General features: G+C 48.7%; 7 protein-coding genes and 1 pseudogene. All 8 read right to left on the bottom strand.

Annotated elements, in window-relative coordinates:
• Nucleotides 1–7: 7 nt before the first annotated feature.
• Nucleotides 8–271 carry a hypothetical protein gene (locus RMO35_RS18380; RefSeq protein WP_309742934.1) on the bottom strand — a complete coding sequence of 88 codons (264 nt, stop codon included), beginning with the start codon at nt 269–271 and terminating at the stop codon, nt 8–10.
• A gap of 268 nt (nt 272–539) precedes the next feature.
• Nucleotides 540–932 (bottom strand): cupin domain-containing protein, encoded by a 393-nt coding sequence (locus RMO35_RS18375; protein ID WP_309742932.1) that lies wholly within the window; start codon nt 930–932, stop codon nt 540–542.
• 79 nt (nt 933–1011) lie between these two features.
• A complete protein-coding gene (locus tag RMO35_RS18370) occupies nt 1012–1488 on the bottom strand; it encodes a hypothetical protein (RefSeq protein ID WP_309742929.1) in 477 nt (158 codons plus the stop codon).
• Between the two features lie 180 nt (nt 1489–1668).
• Nucleotides 1669–1929, bottom strand: a complete 261-nt coding sequence (locus RMO35_RS18365; RefSeq protein WP_309742927.1) for a hypothetical protein — start codon at nt 1927–1929, stop codon at nt 1669–1671.
• Between the two features lie 36 nt (nt 1930–1965).
• Nucleotides 1966–2292, bottom strand: a complete 327-nt coding sequence (locus tag RMO35_RS18360) for a hypothetical protein (RefSeq protein ID WP_309742925.1) — start codon at nt 2290–2292, stop codon at nt 1966–1968.
• Nucleotides 2293–2613: 321 nt separating this feature from the next.
• Nucleotides 2614–3150: a hypothetical protein gene (locus RMO35_RS18355; RefSeq protein ID WP_309742923.1), complete on the bottom strand. Its 537-nt coding sequence runs from the start codon at nt 3148–3150 to the stop codon at nt 2614–2616.
• A gap of 171 nt (nt 3151–3321) precedes the next feature.
• Nucleotides 3322–5484, bottom strand: a pseudogene (locus tag RMO35_RS18350) (peptidase domain-containing ABC transporter).
• A 318-nt stretch (nt 5485–5802) separates the two neighbouring features.
• Complete coding sequence (locus RMO35_RS18345; protein WP_309742921.1) at nt 5803–6177, bottom strand: hypothetical protein; 375 nt, start codon at nt 6175–6177, stop codon at nt 5803–5805.
• Between the last annotated feature and the right edge of the window lie 229 nt (nt 6178–6406).

Here is a 6406-nt window from a genome sequence, read left to right as displayed (position 1 = left end):
TCACAACCTACGCCACAGCAGATTTCGCCGTACTTGTGACTACCTCTTGGTCGAATGTGCCGGACTTAAAGAACCGATCCAGTGCAAGCTGTTGCGACAGATCGAAGCCGGATGTCGGCTCTCCACCAAACGGCGACATTAGCATGTAGTCATTCGAGTGTTGTATCAGTGCGAGGTATCGATCGATGTCACCGCGCATGAGTGCTGTGTTCGCTGCTGCTGTCTGCTGGGTCAGGTTGGCAATGTCTTCAGCAAGGGATTGGGGATTCATCGGGTTTTACAAGGGTTGTCGCTATCTAGAATTGTGGGTTTCATGATATTTTTTTAGGTGAAAAATAGTAATTGAATGTGATTAAAGCCACTGCATTAACTGAGATTGCTAACGCTAATTAATCGAACGGTGTCTACGATTTTGCAAGGCGAACGCTACGCGATCGAATCGAGGTTTTTAAAGTTGAAAATTGTCTATATTTCCTCGATCGAGTGAAGTTAAAGCCTAACCATCTGGCAATAGTTTTTAATCATTTGGTTGGGCGTACTTAATCTAATCTGTAAACCCGTACACTCTCTTGTTCGTTTTGGTCATTGCGCGAGACTAAGGCGATTGCCTCCTCGGTACTGCTCAAGTTGATAGGTTGATGCGGTACACCTTCAGGAATAAAGATAAAATCACCCTGTTGATTGATTACAGACTTAGATAAGTTTTCGCCATAAAGGGTTTTCACGTTGCCTTTCAATAGATAAATCGCTGTTTCAAATCCATGATGAAAATGAGGCTCGGCTTTTGCAGCAGGTGGGATAACCACAATATTCATCGAGATCCCGTTTGCACCAGCCGTTTTGCCAGAAATACCAACATAGTTCGGCAATTTTTGAATCGTGTCGATTGTTTCTGAAGGTCTGACAGTAATAATGTCTCGATCGAAGTTCATTGAGTCACCTCGTATATTAATAATTGGCAATGTCCTCAGCGAGGGATTGGGGATTCATCGGGTTCTCCAAAGGTTGTCGCTATTGGGCGGCAGCTAAGTTTTTCACAAGCGCACTCAAGCTATTGGGTTCCACTGTTGCAAGGTATTCCGGCATCAGATTTGGCGGCAACAACTCCAGCATCACCTGGTTTTCAACCCACAGTTCGATTAAATCGAACGCTCCGCCGCGTCTACACCGCACAGCTCGCCAACCTTCACGTTCGGCAATCTCCCAGACTTTTTGTTCGCTCACAGCCACTGAAATATTTGCATGAGTAGCCGTATAGCCCGTAGCTGGCTCAAAGTCAGTAAACCGCACGGCGGCTGTTTCTAACCCTGGCTGCAAAATCAGGCTTTTCGGCATCACCTCAATAGCTGTGCCATAAAGATCGAAACGAAGGGCAATATAGCTGCCCTCATGACCCGGAAAGGGCACAGCTCGTCCTTGCCATAACTCGGCAATTACATCAGCCACATGCTGTGGATTGTTAACAGCAATCGAAATATGATGAATCATGTTAGTACCTGCTTGAGATTTTTTTCTTAATAAAAACTGACACAGTTGAGTGTGCTAAAGTCGCTCTTCAAACTCGGTTTTAAAACCAAATTCTGCATTTCAAATATCCTATGCAAGCTCGACTATCTCGTTGGCAAAGCCTCGACCGTGGAGAATTTTTCGGATATTTAGCAGCATAGCTCAATCCAAAAACCATCGGCATTGCAGCTTCCCATCGACCGACTGCCATTGCGCCAGCAAGCGAGAATTTTCGGGGTTTTCATCGATTCTCCACGGGAGCGGCTCGCTCCGGTCGGGTTTGTCTTGACGCACCTTCTCGGACGGGAAACCCGTCCGAAGTGCGTCGCTCCCGATCATGGAAGCGAGACAAGACAGGGGCTTTGCCAACGAACTAACAGAACTAGAGCGGACTTTTTTTGATTTTACAATTGTGAGTTTCATGGTATTTTTTAGGTGATAGATAGTGAATAACTGCGATTAATGCCACTGCATTAACTGAGATTGCCAACGCCAGTTAAGCGAATGGTGCCGACGAGCGAGTTGAGGTTTTTGCAGTTGGCGGTTGCCAGTATTTCCCCGATCGCGTAGCGTCCGCTTTGCCGAATCGCTAGGAGTTACAGTCGCATCATCTGGTTTTAGTTCGGCAACCACTCGCGGATGAGACGTGTGGATAAAGATGCTCCAATGAATACCGATCTTGGATAGATCGATTCTCCCAATGGAGAGGCTACGCGCCAACGAATCAAAATGAAATTGGATGCGATCGAGAATGTTAGTAGATTTGACGTGTGAATTAGCTTTCATGACTGAGATACCTCTCAAGTAAGTGATAAGTTAAAGTAGATTGAGTTGTTGATGTGGTGGTTGGGTTGATGTCGGTGTCAACTTGCTCCATGTCTCCAGAATATCTCCCCCTAGCTAGTTTGACAGCCAGAAAAGATCGGTAAAAGCCTGCTATTGAAGATCGGAAAAGATCGGAAAAGTCGATCGTAATTGTTAGATCGATCGACATGAATTTGGGTTGAGGATAGGCTCGGCTAACAATACAAAAATCCGCCTGCGCAGACTAAATTTTTAGTCTACACAGGCGGATTTTGCAATATGAGCCACCTTCACGGATCTTACTTACGTCCCATCTAGCCGCATCCGACGTAACAACGATCGCGCCAACGACTCCTCCCGTAACACGATATCCAACTGACCCTGCATCCCCACCCTTACGGGGCAGGATTTTGCCGCTTGTTTTAAGACTAAAGCTTGGGGTTGAATCGTCACTGCGTATAACGTCGGTTGGCTCAACTGTGTGACGTTCGCGTAGCGTCCGCCGTGCGGAATCGAATCAGTCACCATTACAGGTTGGGTGGCGATCGTTGTTACCCGCCCTTTTAATGTTCCAAACTCTCCATAAGGGCAAGCTGTCACGCGCATTTGAGCGATTTGATGGGTGGCAACTTGGTTAATCGATTCGGCGGGCACGAGGGCTTGAATGGTGCCATTGGGAGCGACGATCGCGATCGCCTGGGTGGTGCTGCGATGAGGGATTTTGGTCGTGAGGGCGATCGTGCCTCCGAGCAAAGCCACTACACCAAGGCTCCCAAACCGCGCCCACGGACTGAGCGGCGGCAGAAGATTGTTTAAATTGGGTAATGTATTGGATGTCATAAAATTAACCTCTAATAACGCAAGTTGCTAGTTATAACCTCAGCGGTTAGAAACCGCTGCTAATGGTGCAAAGTCCGCCTACGCGGACTGAAATCTTAGTCCGCGTAGGCGGACTGCGCTTCATGTGCGGCGACTTCAGTCGCTGGCTAACCGAACCATATTGGATCGCCTCTACGGCATCAATGCCAATTCTGGGGTCAAAAACGATCGATGTAATCCCTCACGCCGCCGCAATTCCGTTGGCGTACCTTGACTCACCACCTGCCCCTGCTCCAGCATCACCACCCAATCGCAAGCTCCAATTACCTGGGGTCTATGGCTAATTAACACTGTCGTCTGCCCCCGTCGATGCTGCTGCAATCGCTCCAATAACATCGCCTCACTCAATGGATCGATTGCCGATGTGGATTCATCTAAAATCAAAATCGCTGGATGTGCCAACAACGTCCACGCGATCGCTAATCGTTGCCGCTGCCCCCCAGATAGATTCGCTCCAAACTCACCCAACACTGTTTGATACTCATCTGGCAATTGGGCGATAAATTCATCTGCCCCGACAAGCTCACAAGCCTGCACGATCTGTTCGAGACTCGCATCAGGATAGCTAAAGCGGAAATTATCAACAATCGATCGACTCCAAAAATGTGCATCTTATGGCACCAACATTACCTGCTGTCGCAAACAATCCAACGCCAGATTGTCGCGATCGTCAATTCCATAGCGAATATGTCCCGACTGCGGTTGGTACAAGCCCGATAGCAATTTCGCTAACGTACTTTTGCCGCAACCCGATCGACCGATTAACGCCGTCATGCAACCGCCTGGGATGACCAGATCCAAATCCTCTAACAAATCCATTCGCCCCGAATGATGAAATCGCAATTTTTCACAGTAAATATCTGCCGCTGCTGACAGCTCCACCCAAAGCTTGTGGGCATCTTGCGCGTCTTCTGGAGTCGCATCCATCACCTCACCCAAGCGTTGCAAAATCACCTGAGCGCGAATGAATTCATCCACAATCCCGATCGCAGCTAATAAGAACCCAAAGAAATTCCCGCTCATGCCACTATAAGCCAACAATTGCCCCACACTCAACCGCTGATTAATCACTAAATAACTGCCCAACCACAACAACCCAACATTCACCAAACTCGATAAAATATCCGTCACTGTGCCGCTATAGAGTTCCAGCTTCATCGTCCCCCAGCCCAAATGCGCCAACCGACTGAAATTTGCTTGATATTCCTGCCAAGCCTGTGGAGTCGCTGGGGTGGTTTTGAGTACCTGCATCCCTTGGACAGTTTCGACGAGAAAGCCTTGATTCTCCGTGCCTTGAATGATTAAATTGCGAGTCTTCTGCCGAATCGCTGGTAAGAAGAGAAAATTAACTCCCACCAGCACGGCAAACATCGCTGTCGAGGCGATCGTTAATTCCCAACTATAAAGCAGCATCAACATTAACGAAACCACGGCAATAAAAAACTGACTCGGCAACCCCAACACCAACTGCGCCACCAATGAATGCACCGCCGATACATCCGCAATCCGGCTCACCACCTCACCACTGCGTCGCCCTTCAAAATAGGACAGTGGTAAATGCAACAGCTTTTGCCCATATTCCAGCACCAATCCCATCTGTAACCGTTGCCCAAAATAGCCAATTAACTGCGCCTGAATCAGATTAACCACACTCCGTATCAGCGTCATCGCCACCACACCTAAAGCCACGATCAGCAACAATTCCGTATCGCCCCGCACCAATACATCATCCGTCAATAACTGCATCATCAACGGCGAAGCCAATGCTAGTAAACCAATGACGATGTTTAAACCGATCGCTTGTACCAACAAACCTCGATCGGGCCACACCCGCTTGACAAACTGCCCAAACCCCGTCAGCTTGTCCTCAGTCAGTTGGTAAAATGCCTCTGTTGGCGAGAGCAATAGCATCACCCCATTCGTCCAACCCGACATCAATTCCACTTCGCTGAGATAGCGTAATCCAATGCTAGGATCGGCGACAATATATCGACCGCGACGATTTTTGCCATAGAGAATGACCCAGTGATAGCCTTTCCAATGGACGATCGCGGGCAATGGTGCTTGCGCCAGATTAGCTAAAAGTTGGGGCGAGGCTTTGACTTGGCGCACTTGAAAGCCGAGAGATTCCGCACCTCGGCTGAGTCCGAGGAGAGTAGTACCGCGAGATCGAGTGCCTGCTAGTTCGCGGATGCGACCGATGCTGAAGTTGCGACCATAGAATTTAGCAATGGTGGCGAGGCAGGCGGCACCGCAGTCTTCTTCGGACTGTTGGAGAATGAGGGGATAGCGCATGGGAGTGGGGGAGAGATGAAGGGACTAATGACAAAGTTGCGATCTTCATAAATCCCACTTTGTAAGGCTACGGTGTCTACACAAGTCGGTTAGACTTCGTTTCGAGATCTCAATCCCCCAACCCCCTTGGAAAGGGGGCTTTTAAAGTCCCCCTTTTTAAGGGGGATTTAGCGGTGCGCTATGGGCTGGGTTCCCCCGCACATAAAAGCGCAACAAGACAGGGGGATTTCTACCAATTGCGTTTCTAACTACAGATGTGTATACACGGTAGCTTTTTAAGGGGGGCTAGGGGAGGATCGCAAGCGTGGCGATCGCACGTTAATTACCAACTCGGTACGTCACTTCGTAGGTAGAGCCGCCACCACTAACACGCCGAGTTTGTTGACCATTGCTAGAGGTACTAAAACCGCCCAGAGAGCTACCCGCATCGAACAATTGGACGCTTGCTGTACTATTGAAGTTTGCACTCGCACCAACATTGGCAACACCGCCAGTCTGGATACCGATCGGATTACCAACATTGTTGCCATTAACGGTGAAAGACAGTCGATCGGAACCACCGCCAGCCTGAATACAGCGAACGAGCAGAATATCAATCCGCTTGCCGCCTTCGAGCATTTGAGCTTGGTCTGCGGTTAATTCTGTAAACAGAGATTCTGAGAGAACGTTGAGGTTAGATTTAGAGAAAGTCATGATGTTTTTTTCTGATAGATGATGAGTTGATTTGTGGAGAGCGGACAAAATTACCGAGCTACTAACTCATAAACTTGTCATTACTCCGTTCGCGTTGGCGATAGCCTGCCGTTAGGCACAGCGTCGGCTGTGCCGAATCGGGCTAAAGATTACTACCTCCGTCCGCTCTGATGCAGGGTTTAGCCTGCCTTTGGTAGCAATAAAGTGGAGGAAGCGATAGAAACTCCAC

The organism is Chamaesiphon sp. OTE_20_metabat_361 (genome assembly GCF_031364565.1).
This window is presented reverse-complemented; position numbering and strand designations above follow the sequence as displayed.

Excerpts from the sequence above, each read along its gene's own strand:
- RMO35_RS18380 (WP_309742934.1), bottom strand. The coding sequence starts at position 271 with ATGAATCCCCAATCCCTTGCTGAAGACATTGCCAACCTGACCCAGCAG.
- RMO35_RS18365 (WP_309742927.1), bottom strand. The coding sequence starts at position 1,929 with ATGAAACTCACAATTGTAAAATCAAAAAAAGTCCGCTCTAGTTCTGTT.
- RMO35_RS18370 (WP_309742929.1), bottom strand. The coding sequence starts at position 1,488 with ATGATTCATCATATTTCGATTGCTGTTAACAATCCACAGCATGTGGCT.
- RMO35_RS18375 (WP_309742932.1), bottom strand. The coding sequence starts at position 932 with ATGAACTTCGATCGAGACATTATTACTGTCAGACCTTCAGAAACAATC.
- RMO35_RS18360 (WP_309742925.1), bottom strand. The coding sequence starts at position 2,292 with ATGAAAGCTAATTCACACGTCAAATCTACTAACATTCTCGATCGCATC.
- RMO35_RS18355 (WP_309742923.1), bottom strand. The coding sequence starts at position 3,150 with ATGACATCCAATACATTACCCAATTTAAACAATCTTCTGCCGCCGCTC.
- RMO35_RS18345 (WP_309742921.1), bottom strand. The coding sequence starts at position 6,177 with ATGACTTTCTCTAAATCTAACCTCAACGTTCTCTCAGAATCTCTGTTT.